Source organism: Gordonia sp. 852002-51296_SCH5728562-b, from assembly GCF_001665475.1.
In the GTDB taxonomy this organism is placed as follows: domain Bacteria; phylum Actinomycetota; class Actinomycetes; order Mycobacteriales; family Mycobacteriaceae; genus Gordonia; species Gordonia sputi.
On sequence record NZ_LZMI01000011.1, the window covers coordinates 42,177 to 62,647 of the forward strand.

The window sequence follows — 20,471 nt, forward strand, 5'->3', positions numbered from 1 at the left end:
CCTACGACCGTTCAGGAATTCGCCGAGGCAAGACGATCATCGACGAGACGAAGAAGCAGACGGCACCGATGAACGTGCAACTGTTCGCCAGGACGTCGTCGACGGTATTGCCGTTGGGTGTGATGTACGCACCCACTGCACTCACGCCGAAAGCGATGCAGCCCAACAAGTTGATCTGCGCCGACCACCATCCGACATCACCGGGATTCCACGCCTTGCTGGTGTGGTTGTACGCGACGATCACCAGTATCCCGCTGATGAGGAACATCACCGAGCCTGCGGCATCCGGCGACCATACGAGATGCTTCTCCGATGCGATGTTGCGCGCGGACAGGGCGGCCGCAGTGCTGGTGTTGAACATCAGAGTGCCGAAGAATTGTGTAGCTGCCGCAAGCCATTCCGCGCGCACCATCGTTCCCGGCGAGTAGTCGACGGGCACAGTGACCGCGCCGCTACGCAGCAATTGCACCAACGCTGCGGCCGTGAAGAACCACGCGCCGATGAAGTAACAGATGTTCGCATTTGCAGCGCCCATCCATATACCGATCCACGGCGCTGATCCCAACGCGAAGAGCGCGGAACCGATCATGAAACCCCAACACTGCTTGGACAGCGTTGGCGTCAACAGGACGCGATGCCAGTCGGGGGACTCCACAGCGGCAGAGGTCACGACAACTGCTCCTTTCTGTCAGGTACCGAGTTTCGGGCACGTACCGAGACGCACACGCCCTGATCCGTACCTTCTGCCGTCACCACGGCGCTCGGCGGCGGGTGAGCGGGTATCCACTCCCCGCAGCCCGAGAGCCGGAGGTGACAGAGCTCGGCAACGAAACCGATCAGCAGTGGTGCCGATCGACTGCGCCGACGATCAGTGGTGGAAGTGCGAGCCGGTTCCTTCGCGTGGCATCGCCGTCTCGAGCTTGTCGAGGAACGCCACTTCGCTCTCGATGTCGGCGAGCAACGCTGCAGCCAAGTCGTGACTCAGGCCCGCTCGCACCACAATTCGCTGCAGCGTCCAGTGCGCCAGGCCGTCGGCCATCGGATAGGCAGGGACAAGCCAGCCCTTGAGCCTCAAGCGATCAGAGAGGTCGTAGAGCGACCACTTGTCGGTGTACCTCTCCTTGAGTTTCCACGCGAACACCGGGATCGTGTCTCCGTGGCTGACGAGATCGAAGGGTCCCATCCCCGCGATGGCGTGCGAGAGATACAGCGCGACATCGATCGAGCCCTGCTGAATCGCCCGGTAACCTTCGCGCCCCAGTCGCAGGAAGTTGTAGTACTGCAACAGCACCTGGGCACCGGGACGCGAGAAGTTGAGTGCGAGAGTGGGCATGTCACCGCCGAGATAACTGCAGTGGAAGACCATGCTCTCGGGCAGTGCCTCGGTGTCGCGCCAGATGATCCATCCGAGTCCGGGATAGACCAGCCCGTACTTGTGGCCGGAGGACACCACGCGCGGTACGCGGAAGTCCCATTCGAGTTCGGGCTGGCAGAAGGGTGCCACCATTGCACCCGACGCCCCGTCGACGTGAATCTTGACGTCGAGTCCGGTGGATGCCTGGATCTCGTCGAGCTTTTCCGAGATCTGTTTGACCGGTTCGTACAGCCCGTTGTAGGTGACGCCGAGGATGGCGATGACTCCGATGGTGTTCTCGTCGACGTACTTTTCGAGATCGTGGCCATCGAACACGAAGTGTTCTTCGGAGACGGGAACCCAGCGCGGCTCCACCTCGAAGTAGTTGAGGAACTTCTCCCAACACACCTGTACCGCGGTGGACAGCACCAGGTTGGGCTTGTCGATCGGCTTGTTCTCTGCCTTACGTCGATGCTGCCAATGGCGTTTGAGCGCAAGGCCTCCGAGCATCGCGGCTTCGGACGAACCGATGGTCGACGTCCCGATCGATGAATCGACGTCGGGCACATGCCACAGATCGGCGATGGTCCTCCAGCATCGGTCTTCGATCGCGGCGGTCGCCGGATACTCGTCCTTGTCGATCATGTTCTTGTCGTAGGTTTCCGAGTACAGCCTCCGCGCTTCGTCGTCCATCCACGTCGAGACGAACGTCGCCAGGTTCAGCCGGGCGTTGCCGTCGAGCATCGCCTCGTCGTGGACGATCTGATAGGCGGTCTCGGGCAGACTCATCGAGTCCGGGATGGTGAACTTCGGGAACTCGGTCGCCTCTCCCGGTCGCGCGAATACCGGGTTGAGGACGATGTTCTCGGTGGTGTTGGTGGTCGCACGCGCGTTGGTATGTTTGCGTGAGTTGGTCATTGAGATCTCCTCGATTTCGTTGTGCTTGTGGGTCGGGGGGACGTCAGAAGGCGAGGTTCGTAGGCTGTCACTCCTACACTTCGACCGGCGGGTACAGGCGATCCATGTTGTACTGCCTGTTTCTTCGCGCGGCCAATGTCGAGACGGCGAGGAACAGGCATGTCAGGCCGATGACGACAGCCAGTGCGATCCAGAATCGACTGTCGACGCCACCGACGGTGAGTTGTCTCAGGCCGGTGACCGTGTACGTCATCGGGTCTACCCAGTGGATGTATTGGAACGGTTTCGTTGTCGTCGGCACGGGGTAGATACCTCCCGCGGACGTCAACATGATCATCAGGAAGGCCAGTGTGACAACGCGGCCGACAGCCGGGCCGAACAGCGCGTTGAACATCTGGATCATTGCCATGAACATCGCCACCATCAGAAGCATGAAACCGAAGGTGGCCCAAGGGTGTGTTGGACGAAGCCCGATGGCGAACACGACGACCAGATACAAGATCGCGGCCTGCAGGACTCCGACCAGGAAGGTCGGTGCGTAGGAAGCAAGGATCACGCGGAATGAGTTGAGTCCCTGAGCAATCGGTCGCGCCTGCAACGGCGTGAACAGCATCCACGCGATAATGCTGCCGACGAACAGTGCCAACCCGAAGAAGAAGGGTGTGAAGCCGGTGCCGAACGTCTTGGCCTCATTAAGAGTGTTCTCCTCGAGCGAGACAGGCTGCGCAAGCGACTTCGCGAACTGCTCCTTTTGCTTTTCAGACCACTTCGGTATGTCCGAAACGCCGTCGTTGACCTTGCCTGCCAGTTGCTGCGTACCATTCGCCAGTTGCGTAGTGCCACTGGACAATTGGTCCGCACCGTTACTCAGCTCCACGAGACCGGTACTGAGTTGGGTCGCGCCGCTGCTGAGCTCGTTCGCCGCACCCCGCGCAGACATGATGTCGCTCTTGAGCTTTCCACTCTCGAGGAGGGTGAGCGCCTGTCTCACCGGACTCTGCGGATCGCTCATCTGCGCCGAGACCACGGTCGCATCGCTCTTCACCTGTGTCAGTTGATTGTTCGCGTCCGGACCGAGTCCCTGCGTCTTGAGGAAGCTCTGGACCGGACCCAGCGCGCCTGCGAGCGCCCTGATATTGGGATCGGTGCTCTGTGCCAGCTGCGCGACGGTGTTGTCGAGGAGTGTGCTCGCCTGAGATTGGGTCGTAGACGCAGAGGTCAACTGTGCCGACACCGCCTGGGAGTTGGTCCCGAGCCGATCGGCCGCCGCTGTCAGTTCGGCTGTCGAGAGTCCGCTGCCTCCGGCGTTGTTCAGCGCGGCCAGAATCGGATCCGTCGCCGAGGTGACAGCCGAGTCGAGTTCATTCAGTCCCCCGGCGAGTTCTCCTGCTCCGTTCTTCGCGGTGACGAGGTTGGTGGAGAGTTCGTGCGCGCCCTGGTTCGCGGTTTTCATGCCGACATTGAGCTGATTGACTCCTGCCTGCGCTTCTTTGAGCTTGGGGATCAGCTTGCTCACATCGCTGAGTACGATATCGAACGTCTGAGCACGCACCTGCGCGCTCACCTTGTTGACCACCTGTTGGGCCGCGTCCTGCCCCATCACCGTCGACAGGTAGTTGTTGGCATCGTTGTAGGTGAAGATCAAACGCGCCGAACGCGGATTGTCGCCGGTCGGCGACGCGACGGACTCGCTGAAGTCGCTGGGCAGCGTGATGGAGAAGTAGTACTTCCCGTCACGCACGCCCTCTGCCGCGTCCTTTTCCGAAACCTCATGCAGATCAAGCTGTTTCGAGTCGACGAGTCCTTGCGCGACCTGCGCACCGGCGTCGAGCTTTTGTCCCTGCACCGTGGTACCGGCGTCGGCGTTGACCAACGCGACGGGGATCTTGTCGACCGCATTGAACGGATTCCAGAAGGCCCAGAGATAAAGCGCGCCATACATCAGCGGCATGAGGATGATGACGATGAGTGCGAGGCGGGGCATCCGGCCGCGGTAGTAGCGCTTGAAATCGCTACCCGGAGAGAAGGCTGCGAGCATGTCAGACACGGTCCTCGGTCTCGAGTTGCACGAACTCGTTGTCGGTCAAATTGTGAACCTCGATCACGTCTCGCACGTGAGCGTCAGGGAATGTCCCGTTGACATCTGCGGTGATAACCGTCTGTTGCTCACCGAGTGCCGCTAGTCGATCGAGGAGTTTCTGCGCGCTGTCGATTCGGGTCAGCCGATCGATTCCGCCGACGACAAGGAGTGGGGGCTTGCGTATGTTTGCCACCGCAATCCGCAACATAGCGGCGGTGAGCTCAGGGAGTTCCTCCACGTAGTCGTCGATGTCCGGCAGGGAGTAAGGGCCGAAGACGGGTCGGCAGATTCGTTCCATGTCATCTGGCGTTGCACGACCTACCCACTTGTACCACTTTGCCGCCCAACGTATTTGCTCGGTGATAACGTCGCGCACCCGAATGGTCTGTTCGATGCCGTCCACCTCGTCGATCCATGCGACCGCCGAGCGGGAGAATAGGCGTTGGGCATTGTTGACCTTGCCGAACGCGTGCAGCTCTCCCGACGACGGTCGCATACGTCCGGCCAGAGTCAGTAGCAGCGATGTTCGACCGCGCCCACCGGAACCGACGAGCACCGTGACGCCACCTCGCCGAATCGTCACATCGGTCGGGCCGAAGATGTGGCCCCACGACGCGCGTACACCGATTCCGTCGGCCCGCAGCAAGGTCTCGTCATCGACACCCACGGCGTCGCCTCCGCCAGTGGACTTCTGCACCGCAATCGGGGCGGTCACTGGATCACCGTCTGTCATCACCACTCAATTCACTGGCGCGGCAGCGCCGGATTCGAGAATGGGCAGACGATTCTTCACGGCCGAGCCGTTCTTCATGATCAACGAGAAGTTCTTCTCCGGGTCGGAGATGAGCGAGATGTCGGCAATCGGATCCCCGTCGACGACGAGGAGGTCGGCCCAGGCGCCCTCTGCGATGACACCGAGCGGCGCGGAACCGTAGGGATCGCGATTACCCGCCATGGCAAACAGCTCGGCATTGCCCGATGTGAGCATCTTGAGCGCCTGTTGGTTCGGGTAGAACTCGCCGAGGCGCGCGGCCATTTCACTCTGCCGCGGAGCTGATTCGGGTTCGAGCAGGAGGTCGGTTCCCCAGGCGGTCTTCACCCCGTACTTCTTGGCCCACGCATACACATCGGCTGTACCGTTGCAGATTTCGCGATTCTTGCCTGCACGGTCGGCATCGGGATAGCTGTGATCGTGCTCGAAGAACGGCTGCATCGACAACCAGATCTCCTTCTCCGCGATGAGGGCGACCGTCTGCTCGTCGGCGAGATGCCCGTGCTCGATCGAGCGCACACCGGCCTCGATCGCGCGTCGGATTCCCGTGACTGTGTAGACATGCGTCGCGACGTAGGTGCCGTAGTCCTCGGCAGCTTGAACCGCCGCGCGCATCTCTTCCGGTGTGAACTGCAGCGTGTAGAGCGGGTCGTACATCGACGCCGCACCACCGCCAATGGTCAGTTTGATCTGCGAGGCACCCTTGCGGAGTTGTTCACGCACCGCTGTCAGGACACGCGCAACACCATCGGCGACGCGGGTGAAACCGATCGAGTCGGTACGGCTTGGGCCTCCGTCGAACTCGTAAGGGATCTCGTAGACGAAAGCGAAATCGCCGTGACCCGAAGTCTGGGAAATCATCGCCTGACTGGGATAGATTCGCGGCCCCTCGAACTCACCCTTGTCGATGAGGCTCTTCACCGGAGCTGTATCGCCGCCCATATCCCGGACAGTGGTGAAACCGCGGAGCAGCATGCGACGCGCTTCGGCAATCGTGTTGCCGAATAGCAGGCCGGTTGCGCCCATCACGAAATCGAGATAGTTGTTGGCATTTCCCATCAGGTGGACGTGGGCGTCTGTGAGTCCCGGCATCAAAAAGCGTCCACCACCGTTAATGACAGTCGTCGGAGTTCCCGGTGTCTCGCCGACGGGCGAGTCGGAAATGGCACTGATCCGCGATCCCTCGACAACCACATCGGAGTTCTGTCGTACCGAATCGCTGACAGCATCGAATACATTCACATTGCGAATAACTGTCCTCGGTGAGGATTTCTGGCTAGGCATGGGCCAGAGATTAGCGTCGAATTTGTGACGACGTCCATCTGCGTGCCTAGGTGACACAGATCCGAACAAATGCGGGACTTATTACCCTAGCAAGAATTTCGCAGCCATTTGGTAGCGGAATTGAGCGCACGACAAAGCGGCCGAGACTCTACTGAGCCACAGCCGAACGCCCACTGACCCAGCGCGGGCACAGAGGTCTAATTTCCAGTGCTCATTTTCATGCTTAACGTAACCCACTCAGCTTCGAGGAGATCAGGACCCGACGATTCCGACACAAAATGTGAGTCATCGTGTCACGAAAGCAGCGGTCGCGGACTCTGCAACGACCTACTGGAACGACACAAAGAATGGACTTGGCTCCACATTCATCGTCTGCGCAGGAGTGAGCATCGGAGCGTCCTCGGTGTAGAAGTTTTTCCACCCCATCACGACGTTCGGCGGCAGATCGACCAGAATTCGCCGCCATGTGTCCATCTTGACCGAGGGGATCCCGTGTCCGTCGGCATGGATCACGGTTTGCAGCTCCGGTCGCGTCGTCACGATCTGCTGACGGTTCGCGAGCATGTCGGTGTCGAACTCGTGCAGCACGAACAACTTCTGCGGCAACCCATGCTTACGCGTCAGCCCGGCGAGCCAGTCCGACGTCGCGTTGACCTCTGCGGCCCCGACCGAACCGATCTGGGTGAGGTGCACCTGGTCGGGTTTGAGCCGCCATTCGGGGTCGAGCGCGAGTCCGACATGCGGCATCGCCAGTAGATCTGCGTAACGCTTGGCCTGCGTCAAGAAGTTCATCCGTCCGGGCTGCAGGTCCAACGTGACATAGACGCCTGCCCTACCCGCGGCCTCCACCCACGGTCGAATCTGCGCGGGATCGATCATCGAGGTGTACGCGCCGCCGTCGCCCGGCGACGCCGACGCGACGGTCACGATGATCTCGAAGGCGGGCACCACCAGTTCGCGGCTCACCCGTTGGTATTGCGCGGCGATGCCCTTGACCTGCGCGATCGTCGCGGCAAGGTCCTGGCGGCCGAGCGGTCCGAGCGACGGCGCGCCGGGAGAACCGTATAGCGCAACCATGCGTCTTCCGGATGCCACGAGCTGCCCGCCGCCCGGGATCTCCGGCACGGTGACCGCCTCTTCGACGTTGCGGGCAAACGTCGGTGTGTCGCCGAACGCCCGTCCCAGAGCGATCACGGGAACCGTGCCGCGTGCTTCGCGCAGTGCCCGCACCGACTCGCCACTCGCGCGCGGGTCCGGCACTGCGACGTCGACGAGTCGTGTTCCGCCTGCCGCTGCGGTGGCGGCCAGGTCGGGGTCGAGCGGCCCCGCTGCAAAGACGACCGGCCTCGGACCACCGGGGGCCGGGTTGCCACGCAACCGGGTGAGTTCGTCGGCGTGCGCTGTCGAGAATTGCGCTGTGGAGTGAAGGCCGGTGTCGCCGGCGCCGACGACCCACACCGACCGTGTGCCGAGTCGACGCAACTCGGCTTCGACGCCTGCGCTTGTCTCTGGGCGCGCCGCGAAGACCGGGACATGCTTTGTCGCTGCGGTCTCGGAAATCTGTTTCCAGTCCTCGCCGGTCGCGGAGTCGGTGACCACGATGGCGTCACTCGAACTGCGAAATAGATTGCTGCTCAATGAAATTGCGGGAGTGCTCGGCACATCGACAACCTGCGGCCCGATCGCCGGGGTGGCGAAGACCGCGACGTCGGGTATGCGTGGGAGCGTCGACGCGGTGGTCAGGAGCGCAATCACGACGAGTGCCGCCAGGAGAGCGACGGCTCGTCCGCGTGAGACCACCGATGCGTCACTCCCCTCGCGATTGCCTACGACCCGTGCCGACGTGCCTTACCAACGTAACAACCCCGTGCCCGCCCGGACCGCATCCGGTTCGTCACGCGGAGTCGCGGCGGTGCAGCCGCAGCACAGACAGCTCGTCGGCGATACGTTGCGCGTCAGCGTCGGCCGACGGTGTCACCGAGCCGCGCGCCCAGTCGCCGTGTCCGCTGGAGCGATCGAAGCCGAACGGTATGGCAGGCAGCTCGCGGTCCCAGTGCACGCGGATGACGGCGTAGACGACCGGAACCACGAAGACCAGGACGAGAAAGACCAGGAGGAGAGCGTCTGAGAATGTCATGTCAGAAATTATCTGTCCGCTCAAATTCCGCCACCAGTGGCACTAAAGCCAACGTTCGACAATTTTCTGCCATACTAGGTACGTGCTCAACAAGGTGGCAGCGATCCTGCAAGGCAACGTCGCACTCTTTGAATTCGGCGTGCTCAACGAGGTGTTCGGCCTCGATCGCACGGGTTACGGCGGCCCGCCATTCGACTTCCGCATCTGCGCACCAGACCCCTCCCAGCCGCTCAGTATCGGCAACGGCGCGAGCATCGTCGCAACGCATGGACTCGACGCCGCGCGCGACGTCGACCTCGTCGCCATCCCGGGCGGCAGCACGAGTGGCGAGTACCCCGAGGAGGTCCTCGACACCGTGCGCGCGGTCGTCGACAACGGCGGGCGGGTCCTGACAGTGTGCTCGGGCGCATTCGTCGCGGCGGCCGCCGGACTACTCGACGGCCGACGCTGCACCACCCACTGGGCCTACGGCGAGAAGCTCGCGCGCATGTATCCGGCGGCCCGCGTCGACACCGACGTACTGTTCGTCGACGACGGCCCGGTCACCACCAGCGCCGGCACCGCGGCGGGCATCGACGCCGCGCTGCATCTCGTCCGCGAAGAAATCGGGCACGAGGCAGCCAATCTGATCGCGCGACGCATGGTGGTTCCGCCGCATCGCGACGGCGGTCAACGACAGTTCGTCGACACCCCGATCCCCGAGTGCGGCTCAAAGGGCTTCGCCGAGATGCTCGACTGGCTCGTCGAGAACCTCGACCGCGAGGTCCGGGTCGACGAGATGGCCGCCCGCATGCACATGTCGCCGCGGACCTTTGCCAGGCGCTTCGGCGACGAAGTGGGCGTATCCCCGCACAAATGGCTCACCGAACAGCGCGTTGCGCACGCGCGTCGGCTACTGGAGACCACGTCGCTGCCGATGGAACAGATCGCCACGCAGGCGGGATTCGGGTCGGCGACGCTCCTGCGTCACCACTTCGCGTCAGCGGTCGGCGTCTCGCCCGCGACCTACCGTCGACGCTTCGCCGCCCAACAGGCCGGCTAGCTAGGCGTCGTTCTTCGACGCCGTGTCAGTAGTTGACGTCTTTTCGGGAGTCGATGCCTTTTCACGAGTCGATGCCTTTTCAAGAGTTATCGAGGCAGTCTCGGTGACAACCGGGTCGTCAACTGTCGGCGCGTCGTCGTATGACTCGCTGAAGGAGACGCGCGGGGTCGTGGCGACGTGGACCAGCGCGAGTACGCCGTAGACGATCGCGGCGATACCGAAGAGCGCCGCCAGCACCACAGCGCCGATGTGTACCGCGCCGAGCACCACTCCGTCTCCGCGCGATGCGACGGCTCCGACCGCGCTGAGCACAGCAGCGAGAAGGGCCCATGCCGCGCCGCGTAGACGCGGCGTCACGATCGATGAGTAGAACAGCCGCTGATACAGCGTGACCTCGTACTCCTCGACGGCCGCGAGACGGACCGGATCACCGTCGGCGAGCTCACGCAGTTCACGCGCCAAACCCGCGGCGCGAGCCAGTCGATCGGCTTCGCGCTCGCGGGTTCGGACATATGCGATGGTCGCGACCGTGGCTGCAACGAGCCCAAGGCCGACCATGACCCCCAGATCATTCACGCACTAGACGCTACAGCGCGGGCGTCTCATGCAATCTGTGCTTGCCACATCCAGTGGAGTTGTTCCAGTTTGGCGGCGAACGAGATCAGCAGATCCTGGGTGACCGGGTCGGCCTCTTCCGTCTCGTCGATCCGCGTACGCAGACCGGCGATCACAGCCTTGAGGTTCTCGACGATCGACGCGATGACCTCGGTGTCGGACGTCCAACCGTCACCGAATCCGGTGGTGCCCGCCGTCTTGGCGACGGTCTCGGCCCGACCGTCGGGCGAGACGCCGATCGCGGTTGCACGCTCAGCGGCCTGGTCGGTGAACTCGCGACTCACCGTGACCAGCTCGTCGAGCTCGAGGTGGACCGAACGGAAGTTCCGTCCGACCACATTCCAGTGGGCCTGCTTGGCGACCAGGGACAGATCGATCAGATCGACAAGGGTCTGCTGTAGCGCGTTACCGGTGACCGTCTTCTGCTCATCGGTCAGGGTGCTCGTGATCGGAGTGTTCGTCATTGTGTGACTCCTTCTCTCTCGCTGCCGCCGGTAGGCGGACTTGAATGCTGCCGCCGGGTGGGCGGACTTGTGGTTGTACCCGGCGCCGGGCTGTGGCGCCGGGCTCGCAACGGTCGCGTCGGTGTCAGACGCGAACCGTCAGGTTGTGGGCGATGTTGCCCTTTGTCGCCTTGGAGTAGGGGCAGAAGGCATGTGCGCCCTCGGCGAGTTCCTTTGCCTTGGCTTCGTCGACGCCGGGAATGTAGGTCTCGATGTCGGCGACGAGTCCGAACCCGCCGTCAGCCGGGTCCTTGCCGATGCCGATGGTGACGGTGACCGTCGAGTCGTCGGGAACCGGCGAGCCCGCGTTCTTGGAGGTCGCACGCAGTGCGCCGAGGAAACAGGCCGCGTACCCCGCCGAGAAGAGTTCCTCGGGGTTGCTGCCTTCTCCGCTGCCACCGAGTTCCTTCGGTGGGCGCAGGTCCAGATCGATCTGTCCGCTGGCGGATACGACCTCGCCGTCGCGGCCGCCGCCGGTCGCCGTGGACGAAATGGTGTAAGCGGGTTCGATGGCCATGTGTGTTCTCCTCTGTGAATGGACACTGCTGTACAAATGGACACTGCTGTCTAGATGGACACTGCCTGAGATGTGGTACTTCTTTGTCTTACAACAGCTCTCACGATCGTGCTGTTCCGATATCGCAGATGTTCGGCCAAGTTTTCAGTCTCAGAGTCCTGCTCGGACGCCCGATTCGACCTTCTTGCCCAGATCCTCGTCGACGTTTCGCCAGTACTCGAACACTCGCGACAGCACCGGCTCGCTGACACCGCCGAGCACGTGTCCGACGATGTTGTCGACGAGGCGTTCGCGTGCGGCATCGTCGAGCACGTCGCGCACCATCGTGCCCGCCTGCGCCCAATCGCTGTCCTCGGCGTGCTCGATGTAGCCGGCACGCACCGCCGCGCCGTCGAAGGACCAGTGCCCTTCGTCGCCCGCGGCACCCGGATCGGCGTGCGGTCCACCAAATGAATTGGGCGCGTATACCGGAACGTCGGGGGCGGAGAAGTTGTATGCCATCGCGCCCTCCTTGGAGTAGGTATTGACCTCTGCACGTTTCGCCGAATTGACCGGCAGCTGAGCGTAATTCGTCCCGATGCGATAGCGATGCGCGTCCGCATAGGCAAAGACCCTGCCGAGCAACATCTTGTCGGGCGAGAAGCCCACTCCGGGAACCACATTCGACGGCTCGAACGATGCCAGTTCGATCTCGGAGAAGAAGTTCTGCGGGTTGCGGTTCAGCGTCCAGGTGCCGACCTCGATGAGCGAGTAGTCCTGCTGCGACCAGACCTTGGTGAGGTCGAACGGATTGAAGCGGTACTCCTCCGCCTCGTCGACCGGCATGATTTGGACCTTGAGCGTCCAGCTCGGGAACTCGCCGTTCTCGATCGCCTCGTACAGATCCTGGCGGTGATAGTCGGGATCACTGCCTGCCAACGTGTCGGCCTCTGCCTGCGTGAGGAACTCGATGCCCTGGTCGGTCTTGAAGTGGTACTTGACCCAGAAGCGCTCACCGTCGGCATTGACCCACTGGTAGGTGTGCGAGCCGAATCCGTCCATGTGCCGCCACGACTTCGGAATGCCGCGATCGCCCATCAACCAGGTGACCTGATGCGCGGTTTCGGGCCGCAGCGTCCAGAAGTCCCACTGCATGTTGTGATCGCGAAGTCCCGAACCGGGAAGTCGCTTCTGCGAACGGATGAAGTCGGGGAACTTGATCGGATCCTTGATGAAGAAGACCGGCGTGTTGTTGCCGACCAGATCGTAGTTGCCGTCCTCGGTGTAGAACTTGATCGCGAATCCGCGGGGATCGCGCCAGGTATCGGGGCTACCCTGCTCGCCCGCGACCGTCGAAAAGCGTACGAGCGATTCGGTTTTCGCGCCCGGCGCGAACAGCTTGGCCTTGGTGTAGCGCGACACGTCACCCGTGATCACGAGTTCGCCGAACGCCCCGCCGCCCTTGGCGTGCACGATCCGCTCGGGTACGCGCTCGCGGTTGAACTGCGCAAGCTTCTCGATCAGGTAGTGGTCGTGGAGCAGGATCGGACCCTGCGTTCCCGCCGTCAACGACTCGTCGTCGCTTGCGACCGGAATCCCGGTGTTCGTGGTGGTGCGTGGTGTCATCTGCGAATCTCCTTCGTTGTCGGGGCTGTTCGCTTCTGAGGTCGGTTCGCGAGCGACGACGCCATCGTCTCGCTCGCTGCTTCCGCCGCGGCGGGCGGGCCACGGCGGCTGAAAACGCTTTCGTAAAAGGTTGGAATTAAACAGGTTTCGGAGTCGACGGCTTCACGTTCGACGGATTCGAGTTCGACGCGGCTGCACGACAGCGCGGGCACTGCCCCCAGAACGTCACCTCGGCCTCGTCGATCGTGTAGCCGTGGTCATCGTCGGGAACCAGACAGGGAGCCTGTCCGACGACGCAATCGATGTCGACGATCTCGCCACATGTACGACAGACGAGATGGTGGTGATTGTCTGCGGTGCGCGTCTCGTAGCGCACCGCAGATCCTGCAGGTTCAATGCTTCGGAGCAATCCGTTCTCGGTGCACGAGCGCAGTACGTCGTAGACGGTTTGCGTCGACACCGCGCCGAGTTGCTCTCGCACACCACGCGCGACGACGTCGGCCGTCGAGTGCGGGTGCTCAGCCAAGACCTCGAGCACCGCGAGGCGCGGAGCGGTGACCCGCATACCTGCCTCACGCAGTTGCTGCACGAGCGCCTGTCGGTCCTGCATGACTCCAACCATAGTCACATTTCTGGAATAAGTCCATTCTTTGGATAGATTCCAGATAATCCGCACCGACGGTGCCGGTACATGGATTCAGGATCGGCGAAACCGATCCGCACGCAGGCCCCGAATGTCATGCTCGCAGGGTTGTCCGGTGTCCCGTGTTGTCCGGTGTCCCGTGTTGTCCGGTGTCCCGTGTTGTCCAGTGTTTTGGGGGGATTCATGCGCACGCTCGTCGTCAGCACGCTCGCACTGCTCATCGTGGCGGTCGGGATCGTCGTCGCGCCGCAGGCACATGCCGCCGATGCCTTCACCGTCACCACACTGCACTTCGACGTCGCTCACAACTCGGGACCACGCTGCGACGTCGTCGGCGATCTCTATGTTCCGCAGGGTGTTTCACCAAGCAAGCGTGCACCGGCCGTGCTGACGACCAACGGCTTCGGCGGCAGCAAAGACGCCCAGGCCCCGCTGGCGCGTCTGTACGCCTCGCGCGGCTACGTCGTACTCGCCTATTCCGGCCTCGGATTCGGTAGATCGAGTTGTCGGATCACGTTCGACAGCCCGACGCCCGATGGCACAGCGGCGTCGCGACTCGTCAGCTATCTGGGTGGCGTCACCGGCATCGCCTTCCGCGACGCCGCACATACAAAGCCCGCTCCTCAGCTCGACGTCGTCGTGCATGACTCCGTAGACCACCTGGGAACACGGAGATCCGACGATCCTCGCGTCGGCATGATCGGCGGCTCCTATGGCGGCCACATTCAGTTCGCGGCGGCCTCGGTCGATCCGAGAATCGACGCGATCGTACCGATGGTGACCTGGAACGATCTCTCATACTCGTTGTCTCCCAACAACACCGGACAGTCCGTCGGTGTCAGCACCCCGACTCAGGGCGCGGTCAAGATCAACTGGAGCGCGTCTCTCGCCGCTGCGGGACTCATGTCCGGCGTGCAGCACGCATCAGTCGAACCGCAGCGACTGACCGGCTGCCCCGATTTCCCCGCGGCGGTGTGCTCCGCGCTCGTCGGGTCGGTGACGAGCGGAACCGTTGATCGGTCGATCCTCGACGGGTTCCGGCGTGGATCGGTCGCGTCGTTCCTCGACCGCGTCACCATTCCGACCCTCTTGGTGCAGGGCGAGAAGGACACTCTGTTCAATATCCAAGAGGCGCTGGCCACCTACCGTGGTCTCACGGCCAGAGGTGTCCCGGCGGGGATGATCTGGTTCTCCGGCGGACACTCCGGCGAACCCTCCGAGGGCGACCTCTCCTCCACCGCACCCGACCCCGCCACCCAATACGTCACACAGCGAGCCCTGGGATGGCTCGATCACTACCTGAAGGGCATCGGCCCCGGTACCGGTCCGAGGTTCGCCTACTACCGCGACTGGATCGGCTATCGCGGCATCGCCACGCCGGCCTATGCGACGGCAGACAGCGTCGATGTCGGCAGGCCTGCGCAGTTCGCTCTGTCCGACGTGAACGGCCTGGTGCCGTCGGCCACGACGCCCCGACCGGGTACCGCACGCTTCGGCACCGCACCGGCGGGGTTGCCCACCACCCACGACGCACCCGACGCACTCGGACTCGTCAGCCTGCCCGAACGCGACGTCGCGGGCACGTACGCCCAGTGGGATACCGCGCCGCTGCGATCGGCACTCGATGTCGTCGGAACGCCGACGCTACGCCTGCGCGTGTCCGCGCCCCGCGGCGTCGGCGCGCCGCTGCCAGACCAACTCGTCCTTTTCGCCCGAATCGTCGACGTCGATGCCGCCGGATCGGCGACGACCGTCGGCAATCTCGTTGCGCCGGTGCGGATATCGGACCCTCGAGCACCGGTGACGATCACTCTGCCCGCATTCGTGCACCGCTTCGAAACGGGCCACCGACTACGCCTCGTCGTCTCGGGCGGATCGACGAACTACCGCGGCGGGATGCGCCCGATTCCGGTGTCGATCGACGCCGGGGGACATCAGACTCTCCAACTACCGGTCACCTGAGCCTGCACGACACCACGAGACCCGCCACGTTCTCGAGTGGCGCCCTCTGCGTGGCTGTCGTATCGTTGCTCCCACGAGATCACGTGTAGCAACGGGGAAGAGTCCCGATGTTCGCGTCCGCGACGGCCCTTCTCTCGGGTCCCGCGTCGAAAAGCGCACGCGATCTCATTCGTGAAGAGAGAACACACCCATGAGCAACACCACCACTCCGGCTACCGCCTCCACTGACTCGTACGCGATGACCGAACTCCATCGCGAAGCGCAGATGGGCGGTGTGGGCACCGAGACCACCGACCGTGAGGTCCGCCGTATCAGCCTTGCCGACTTCGAGCAGCGTCGCGCCCAGATCGCCGACGAACTCTGGTCCGCCGCAACCGATATCGGCTTCTTCCAGATCGTCGATCACGGCATCGACATGGCAGAGGTCAACCACGCCTTCGAGATGTCGGCCAAGTTCTTCGAGCTACCCCGCGACGTCAAGGAGCAGTTCCCCCTCAAGAAGGGCCAGAACGCCGGGTGGGAGTTCTCCAGCCAGGTCCGCCCGTCGGTCGGCACGCCGGATCAGAAGGAGTCCTACCAGCTCACCCTCCCCCGCATGGACGGTCTGTGGCCCACCGAAGAGGAGCTCGCCGGATTCCGGGCAACGCTCCTCGATTTCGAGCACAAGTGCTGGAAACTCGCGATGGACATTCTCGGCTGCTTCGCGGAGAAGCTCGGATTCGACCGTGAGTTCTTCACTCGCGCACACGATCCCAGCAACGAGACCTACCAGAGCACACTTCGCCTGCTGCACTACTACGCCTTCCCCGACGCCATGCTCGACGAGCCGAACGTCTGGCGCGCAGGCGCTCACACCGACTTCGACGCCTTGACGCTGCTGTTCCAGCGTGCGGGCCAGGGCGGCCTCCAGGTGCTTCCGGGTGCCGAGGCCTCCACTCAGGCGTGGACTCCCGTCGAACCATCCGACGAGGCGATCACCTGCAACATCGGCGACATGTTGATGCGCTGGTCCGACGACACGCTCCCGTCGAACTTCCATCGTGTGCGCGCACCGCGTCGTGGCGAGTACACCGGCCCGCGTTACACCATCGCCTATTTCGCGCAGGCCAATACCGATGCCCTGATCGAGAGCGCCGCGGGCAAGTACCCGGCGATCACCGGCGGCGACTACATCGCTCAGCGCATCGCCGCGAACTTCGCCAAATGAGCGACACTGTGGCCACGGGAGAGCAGTCGAGCTCTGTGTTCTCCGACGTCGCCGTGTACACGGGCGGCATCTGGCTCGAGCATCAGGATGTTCGCGTGGTCGGCGGGGTCGTCGAATCGATCTCACCCCACGCTTCGTCGACAACTGCTGCGGCTGAATCAATTTCGACCGGCGGCTATCTGATCCCCGGTTTCGTCAACACGCACACCCATCTGCAGCAGTCACTGATGCGCGGCATCGCCGAGTGCACACCACTGCTCGAGTGGTTGCTTGCGGTCGGCGAGGAGTCGGTCGCCATCACACCCGAGCGTGCATACACGGCGGCCGTTGCGGCAAGTCTGGAGATGCTGCGGTCGGGCACCACGACCGTCGTCGAGCACATGTGGCCTCACCCGTCCACCGAGGTCCACGGCGCAGTGATCCAGGCTTTGCGCGACACCGGGATTCGCGCGGTTCTCGGCCGCGGCGTCGCCGATCGGCCCGATGCCACGCGCAAGTGGGGATTCGAGCCGCGACTGATGCAGCCGCTCGACGAGGTGCTCGACCATGTCGAGCACCTGCGCGAGCAGACTGCAGAGTCGACGATCAGTGTGGCACTTGCCATTCCGAATCCGCGATCGGTCACCGAGTCGGGGATGGTCACACTGCGCGAGTTCGCTCAGGAACGCGACATGTCGGTGATGATCCACCTACTCGAAACACCTACCGATGATGTGATGTGTCTCGAGCACGCGGGACTCGGCGCGGTCGAGTACCTCGACTCCAACTACTTCCTGTGGAACAGGCTGCTCGCGGTGCACTGCGTCGAACTCGACGATGTCGGACAGTCGATCCTCGCCGAACGCGGAGTTGCGGTGTCGCACAACCCGTTGTCGAATATGCGGCTCGGTAGCGGTATCGCGCCGATCCCCGCGATGCTCGACCGCGGAGTCGACGTCGGACTCGGTGTCGACGGCGCGGCGAGCAATGACACACAGGACATGCTCGAGACGTTCCGTATCGGAGCGTATCTACAACGCGCGGCACACAAGCGCGCCGATCTCATGAGTTTCGAGACGATGCTCGACATCGCTTGTGGCGGAGCGAATGTGGCGCTCGGTCTGCCCGAGGTGATCGGCGGCGTGAGCGTTGGCGCACCCGCCGACCTCACCCTGGTCCGGTTCGACCGCGACTACGCGACGTTGCCGGTCCGCGATCCCGGAGCGTCGCTCCTGACCACCGGGTCACGCTCGATCGTCGACGTCGTGATGGTCGACGGCGACGTGGTGATCGCAGACGGTCGGAGCACTCGCATCGACGAGGCGGAGTTCACCAAAGAGGTTGCGTGCCTGTCCTAGGACATGAAGGTTCTACGTTGCGTGGGGCCTGGAGGTACACTTTTGCACCTCTGGATCCCACGCAACTCGCCGGAGTCAGCTGAAGCGAGACAGCACGCTGTGGACCGCCTGCGTCACGGTGAGCCGGTCGAATGACTGCACGAAGTCGAAGGTGCGCTCGAGGTCGGGACCGTCGTCGTGCTGATCGCGTGCCGAGAGCAACGCGGCGAAGTGAGGCCCGAGTATCGCGACCGTCCACTCGTTGACGAGATCGTCGTCGGCGTCGAGCGGTGCATGCCTGACGTTGCCGTCGACCATGTGTGACAGTCCGACGCCGTAGACACCGGCAAAGCCCGTGACGTCTGCGAGATCGCGCCACCGCTGTGACGTGGTGTCGGTGAAGTGCTGCGCATGCTGGAACGTGCCGACGACGATCATCGCCTGTCCCGCGGCGGCGGCCTGAGCTTCGAGCGCTTTACTCATCTCGACGAGCAGTCGCTTGGTTCCGCGGCGCGGCTCCTGCATGACGGACGCCAGCGCATACGGGGTGTCGGCCGACGACGCGGGGCTCGACCACACCGGCACCTCGGGGAACGGCACCACCTCGTCGGCCGGGAGCTCCGACGGGTTGGCGACAGCCGGGTAGAGCCGTCCGGTCCCGTAGTTCGCACCGATGGTCCTCGCTGCCGAGCGCGACCGCTCGTCGTGGATTCCCTCTGCGACGACGACGGCATTGCTGCGTTCGACGTGCGCGGCGAGCGCATGTGCGACCTCGGCCATGTCGGGTTCGGTGGCAACCGACAGCAGCTCTGGTCCGGTGATGATCACGTCTGGCTCGATGAGCGGGAGCATCGAAATCGCATGCGGGTCAACACCTACGCCGTCGACGCAGATCACCCGTCCACGGCTGCGTGCCTCTCTCACGGCACCCAGTGTCTCGTGCGGGCGGTGCAGGAGCTGCGCGGGCGATACCGAGAAGACCAGGCGCTGCAGGGTTGCCGGTGTCAGCAACGCGTCGAGTTCGTGCTGCGGGATGGAGTCCATGTCGACGGTGACGAGCACCGGGAGGATCTCGGCGAGTTCCGCGGACTGCGGGGAGCCGGCGAACACCATCTTCTGCTTGTCGAGTGGCGCCTTCTGCTCCATCAGGCGTGCGGCTCGGCGCAGTGCCTCCGCTGTGCCCATCGCGCTTCCGGCCAGACCTCGAACCTGCAATTCGACAGCGGCGAGCGCACCGTCCGACAGACGGCGAACCGGCGCGAACTGCATGACCACCTCCATCGACAGATCGTCGGCAGCCAACACCGACGAGTGGTAGGTGGATCGTCGAGAAAGGCGCGCCATCTTCTCAGCTAACCATTCATTTACGTATTAGGCGAAAGTCATCGTCGCCGCCAGCCCCGACACACCCGCCGTGATCTTCTCGTGACCAGGGGTTGCTGTGCGGTGTCAGTACCGCCGCTGCCCTGGTCACCGCGCCAAAGCGGTCCGTAGCGTCAGCAGCAGTTCATCGCGGCGCCGGGTTCGTGACGACATTCGAGTGAGGAGAGACTCATGTCGCAGAGCACGACGACCGCCGATCCAGGTCATGTCCCCGCCACTGTCACCGCGGGCGGAACCGACGAGCCGGCCCCACTGATCGCGGCAGCCAGATCCGGGATCGTCATTCTCACGCTTCTCGCGACGAGCACAACCATCACCTTCGGTTCGCTGTTCTTCGCATAACGGCTCGAGTGGAAGCACGAATAGTGCTGCGCCCGTGTGCCGCCTGCGCCGACCGTCGAGTCCGCAGGCGGTGCACACCACTCTGGGTCGGTTCATGGAGACTCGTGCTGTACTAGCGCCCCTTCACCATCCGCATCGGACGCATCCGCGTCGACTGCGGGAGCCAGCGGTTCACCGACTTCTGCATCGTGCAGAGCGCGGAGATCGCCAGGAGTGCGAACTGAATCCACCCGATGACCGGCAGAGCCGACCACACCTCCGGATAGCGGAACAGTAGGTCGATCCCGATCGGGATACAGAGCAGGTTGACGACGACCGCCGCGAGGTAGAAGTTGCGACAGTTGCGACTGTGATGCGTGGCCGCGGAGACCAGCAGCGCGTACTCGATCGCGAGGAGGACGACGATCATGATCAGCATGAACGGCGGAAAGAAGTTCGCCATCGGGTCGATGCGGTCGGCCGGTGCCGCGTTGCGCGGATCGGCTGCGAGTCCCTCGTGCAGCCGGTCTCTCAGCAGTCCTCTGATCGTCCCCACGTTGACGAAGCCGTAGACGAACGCGACCAGCCCAGCGGCCGCCGCACCCCAGAACGCCACGCGCGCGTGTACGGTCAGCGCGCGCGGCGCCGGACCCGGATCGGTCGGCCGCGACGGGTAGACCACCGCCTCGTCCTTGTCCTTCGACCGACGCTCGATCGCAGCCAGGTCCTCGGCATCGAGCTCGGCCTGCGTCGGGATGCGGTCGGACTCATCGGGGTCGGTCATGGTGACGATTGTCGCACTCTCACCACCG

At 63.5% G+C, this 20,471-nt stretch carries 19 protein-coding genes; 5 read left to right on the forward strand and 14 right to left on the reverse strand.

Translation table 11 applies throughout. From position 1 onward, the window contains the following. Position 1 precedes the first annotated feature (1 nt). The 7 genes from A5766_RS02925 to A5766_RS02955 form a co-directional block, all read right to left on the reverse strand. Positions 2 to 670 carry a hypothetical protein gene (locus tag A5766_RS02925; protein ID WP_064903341.1) on the reverse strand — a complete coding sequence of 223 codons (669 nt, stop codon included), beginning with the start codon at positions 668 to 670 and terminating at the stop codon, positions 2 to 4. 198 nt (positions 671 to 868) lie between these two features. Then, positions 869 to 2,272 carry a glutamate decarboxylase gene (locus tag A5766_RS02930; protein ID WP_064903343.1) on the reverse strand — a complete coding sequence of 468 codons (1,404 nt, stop codon included), beginning with the start codon at positions 2,270 to 2,272 and terminating at the stop codon, positions 869 to 871. A gap of 73 nt (positions 2,273 to 2,345) precedes the next feature. Further along, positions 2,346 to 4,310, reverse strand: a complete 1,965-nt coding sequence (locus tag A5766_RS02935; RefSeq protein WP_005207249.1) for a YhgE/Pip domain-containing protein — start codon at positions 4,308 to 4,310, stop codon at positions 2,346 to 2,348. A 1-nt stretch (position 4,311) separates the two neighbouring features. Beyond that, positions 4,312 to 5,085 carry an ATP-binding cassette domain-containing protein gene (locus A5766_RS02940; protein ID WP_231894527.1) on the reverse strand — a complete coding sequence of 258 codons (774 nt, stop codon included), beginning with the start codon at positions 5,083 to 5,085 and terminating at the stop codon, positions 4,312 to 4,314. Positions 5,086 to 5,091: 6 nt separating this feature from the next. Then, positions 5,092 to 6,408, reverse strand: a complete 1,317-nt coding sequence (locus tag A5766_RS02945; protein WP_064903345.1) for a metal-dependent hydrolase family protein — start codon at positions 6,406 to 6,408, stop codon at positions 5,092 to 5,094. Between the two features lie 327 nt (positions 6,409 to 6,735). After that, positions 6,736 to 8,208, reverse strand: a complete 1,473-nt coding sequence (locus tag A5766_RS02950; protein ID WP_064903348.1) for a hypothetical protein — start codon at positions 8,206 to 8,208, stop codon at positions 6,736 to 6,738. A 94-nt stretch (positions 8,209 to 8,302) separates the two neighbouring features. Further along, on the reverse strand, positions 8,303 to 8,545 hold the full coding sequence (locus A5766_RS02955) for a hypothetical protein (RefSeq protein ID WP_005209563.1): 243 nt from the start codon (positions 8,543 to 8,545) through the stop codon (positions 8,303 to 8,305). A gap of 82 nt (positions 8,546 to 8,627) precedes the next feature. Here A5766_RS02955 and A5766_RS02960 point away from each other — a divergent pair, with 82 nt between their 5' ends. Further along, a complete protein-coding gene (locus A5766_RS02960) occupies positions 8,628 to 9,587 on the forward strand; it encodes a GlxA family transcriptional regulator (RefSeq protein ID WP_005209561.1) in 960 nt (319 codons plus the stop codon). Here A5766_RS02960 and A5766_RS02965 read toward each other — a convergent pair whose 3' ends face one another. The 5 genes from A5766_RS02965 to A5766_RS02985 all read right to left on the reverse strand — a co-directional run bounded on the left by A5766_RS02965 (position 9,588) and on the right by A5766_RS02985 (position 13,437). Then, entirely contained in the window at positions 9,588 to 10,163 is a 576-nt protein-coding gene (locus A5766_RS02965; protein ID WP_387316958.1) for a hypothetical protein, read from the reverse strand. It lies immediately after the preceding gene. Positions 10,164 to 10,189: 26 nt separating this feature from the next. Continuing rightward, on the reverse strand, positions 10,190 to 10,666 hold the full coding sequence (locus A5766_RS02970) for a Dps family protein (RefSeq protein WP_005209551.1): 477 nt from the start codon (positions 10,664 to 10,666) through the stop codon (positions 10,190 to 10,192). 124 nt (positions 10,667 to 10,790) lie between these two features. Next, positions 10,791 to 11,222: an organic hydroperoxide resistance protein gene (locus tag A5766_RS02975; RefSeq protein WP_064864390.1), complete on the reverse strand. Its 432-nt coding sequence runs from the start codon at positions 11,220 to 11,222 to the stop codon at positions 10,791 to 10,793. 150 nt (positions 11,223 to 11,372) lie between these two features. After that, a complete protein-coding gene (locus A5766_RS02980) occupies positions 11,373 to 12,827 on the reverse strand; it encodes a catalase (RefSeq protein WP_005209549.1) in 1,455 nt (484 codons plus the stop codon). A gap of 136 nt (positions 12,828 to 12,963) precedes the next feature. Further along, positions 12,964 to 13,437 (reverse strand): Fur family transcriptional regulator, encoded by a 474-nt coding sequence (locus A5766_RS02985; protein WP_156527348.1) that lies wholly within the window; start codon positions 13,435 to 13,437, stop codon positions 12,964 to 12,966. Positions 13,438 to 13,653: 216 nt separating this feature from the next. Here A5766_RS02985 and A5766_RS02990 point away from each other — a divergent pair, with 216 nt between their 5' ends. From A5766_RS02990 to A5766_RS03000, 3 genes are all read left to right on the forward strand, one after another. Then, complete coding sequence (locus A5766_RS02990; RefSeq protein WP_064903353.1) at positions 13,654 to 15,432, forward strand: alpha/beta fold hydrolase; 1,779 nt, start codon at positions 13,654 to 13,656, stop codon at positions 15,430 to 15,432. 190 nt (positions 15,433 to 15,622) lie between these two features. Continuing rightward, entirely contained in the window at positions 15,623 to 16,639 is a 1,017-nt protein-coding gene (locus A5766_RS02995; RefSeq protein WP_064903355.1) for an isopenicillin N synthase family dioxygenase, read from the forward strand. Beyond that, positions 16,636 to 17,976: an amidohydrolase family protein gene (locus A5766_RS03000; protein WP_064903357.1), complete on the forward strand. Its 1,341-nt coding sequence runs from the start codon at positions 16,636 to 16,638 to the stop codon at positions 17,974 to 17,976. Before A5766_RS02995 ends, A5766_RS03000 begins: the two co-directional genes overlap by 4 nt. 75 nt (positions 17,977 to 18,051) lie before the next feature. Here the strand turns inward: A5766_RS03000 and A5766_RS03005 are convergent, their stop codons facing one another. Continuing rightward, positions 18,052 to 19,224: an EAL domain-containing protein gene (locus A5766_RS03005; RefSeq protein WP_082965430.1), complete on the reverse strand. Its 1,173-nt coding sequence runs from the start codon at positions 19,222 to 19,224 to the stop codon at positions 18,052 to 18,054. 285 nt (positions 19,225 to 19,509) lie between these two features. Between A5766_RS03005 and A5766_RS24605 the strand changes: the two genes are divergently transcribed. Continuing rightward, positions 19,510 to 19,680: a hypothetical protein gene (locus A5766_RS24605; protein ID WP_197501287.1), complete on the forward strand. Its 171-nt coding sequence runs from the start codon at positions 19,510 to 19,512 to the stop codon at positions 19,678 to 19,680. Between the two features lie 112 nt (positions 19,681 to 19,792). On the opposite strand, the gene A5766_RS03010 is transcribed toward A5766_RS24605, so the two are convergent. Beyond that, the gene (locus A5766_RS03010; protein WP_064864400.1) at positions 19,793 to 20,443 is read right to left on the reverse strand and encodes a hypothetical protein; all 651 of its coding nucleotides are present in this window, start codon (positions 20,441 to 20,443) and stop codon (positions 19,793 to 19,795) included. Between the last annotated feature and the right edge of the window lie 28 nt (positions 20,444 to 20,471).

Excerpts from the sequence above, each read along its gene's own strand:
- A5766_RS02930 (WP_064903343.1), bottom strand. The coding sequence starts at position 2,272 with ATGACCAACTCACGCAAACATACCAACGCGCGTGCGACCACCAACACC.
- A5766_RS02935 (WP_005207249.1), bottom strand. The coding sequence starts at position 4,310 with ATGCTCGCAGCCTTCTCTCCGGGTAGCGATTTCAAGCGCTACTACCGC.
- A5766_RS02940 (WP_231894527.1), bottom strand. The coding sequence starts at position 5,085 with ATGACAGACGGTGATCCAGTGACCGCCCCGATTGCGGTGCAGAAGTCC.
- A5766_RS02945 (WP_064903345.1), bottom strand. The coding sequence starts at position 6,408 with ATGCCTAGCCAGAAATCCTCACCGAGGACAGTTATTCGCAATGTGAAT.
- A5766_RS02955 (WP_005209563.1), bottom strand. The coding sequence starts at position 8,545 with ATGACATTCTCAGACGCTCTCCTCCTGGTCTTTCTCGTCCTGGTCTTC.
- A5766_RS02970 (WP_005209551.1), bottom strand. The coding sequence starts at position 10,666 with ATGACGAACACTCCGATCACGAGCACCCTGACCGATGAGCAGAAGACG.
- A5766_RS02975 (WP_064864390.1), bottom strand. The coding sequence starts at position 11,222 with ATGGCCATCGAACCCGCTTACACCATTTCGTCCACGGCGACCGGCGGC.
- A5766_RS02980 (WP_005209549.1), bottom strand. The coding sequence starts at position 12,827 with ATGACACCACGCACCACCACGAACACCGGGATTCCGGTCGCAAGCGAC.
- A5766_RS02985 (WP_156527348.1), bottom strand. The coding sequence starts at position 13,437 with ATGCAGGACCGACAGGCGCTCGTGCAGCAACTGCGTGAGGCAGGTATG.
- A5766_RS02990 (WP_064903353.1), top strand. The coding sequence starts at position 13,654 with ATGCGCACGCTCGTCGTCAGCACGCTCGCACTGCTCATCGTGGCGGTC.
- A5766_RS02995 (WP_064903355.1), top strand. The coding sequence starts at position 15,623 with ATGAGCAACACCACCACTCCGGCTACCGCCTCCACTGACTCGTACGCG.
- A5766_RS03000 (WP_064903357.1), top strand. The coding sequence starts at position 16,636 with ATGAGCGACACTGTGGCCACGGGAGAGCAGTCGAGCTCTGTGTTCTCC.
- A5766_RS03005 (WP_082965430.1), bottom strand. The coding sequence starts at position 19,224 with ATGCAGTTCGCGCCGGTTCGCCGTCTGTCGGACGGTGCGCTCGCCGCT.
- A5766_RS24605 (WP_197501287.1), top strand. The coding sequence starts at position 19,510 with ATGTCGCAGAGCACGACGACCGCCGATCCAGGTCATGTCCCCGCCACT.
- A5766_RS03010 (WP_064864400.1), bottom strand. The coding sequence starts at position 20,443 with ATGACCGACCCCGATGAGTCCGACCGCATCCCGACGCAGGCCGAGCTC.